Origin of the sequence: Streptomyces minutiscleroticus (assembly GCF_014650875.1) — a bacterium.
Lineage (GTDB): Bacteria > Actinomycetota > Actinomycetes > Streptomycetales > Streptomycetaceae > Streptomyces > Streptomyces minutiscleroticus.
The window spans coordinates 1-657 of the sequence record NZ_BMVU01000249.1 but is presented as its reverse complement, the minus strand read 5'-3'; the positions used below and the strand labels follow the sequence as shown (position 1 = coordinate 657).

The 657-nt window shown below is 69.7% G+C and carries 1 protein-coding gene; it reads left to right on the top strand.

The window, feature by feature from the left end; all coding sequences use genetic code 11:
- On the top strand, positions 1 to 657 hold a 657-nt coding region (locus tag IE271_RS41300), incomplete at both ends, for a glucose-6-phosphate dehydrogenase (RefSeq protein WP_190195525.1).

Below are 657 nucleotides of genomic sequence, written 5' to 3'. Positions count from 1 at the left end.
CGAGCCGATCTGGAACCGGTCCTACGTGGACCACGTGCAGATCACCATGGCCGAGGACATCGGCATCGGCGGCCGCGCCGGCTACTACGACGGCATCGGCGCCGCCCGCGACGTCATCCAGAACCACCTGCTCCAGCTGATGGCGCTGACCGCCATGGAGGAGCCCGCCTCCTTCGACGCGGACGCGCTCGCGGCGGAGAAGACCAAGGTGCTGGGTGCGGCGAAGCTGCCCAAGGACCTGGGCAGAGACACCGTGCGGGGGCAGTACGCGGCCGGCTGGCAGGGCGGCGAGAAGGTCGTCGGCTACCTCCAGGAGGAGGGCATCGACACCAAGTCGAAGACCGACACCTACGCCGCGGTGAAGCTGGAGATCGACAACCGCCGCTGGGCGGGCGTCCCCTTCTACCTGCGCACCGGCAAGCGCCTGGGCCGCCGCGTCACCGAGATCGCCGTCGTCTTCCAGCGCGCCCCGCACTCCCCCTTCGACTCCACCGCCACCGAGGAGCTGGGCTCCAACGCGATCGTCATCCGCGTCCAGCCCGACGAGGGGATCACGGTCCGCTTCGGCTCCAAGGTGCCCGGCACCTCGATGGAGATCCGGGACGTGTCGATGGACTTCGCCTACGGCGAGTCCTTCACCGAGTCCAGCCCCGAGGC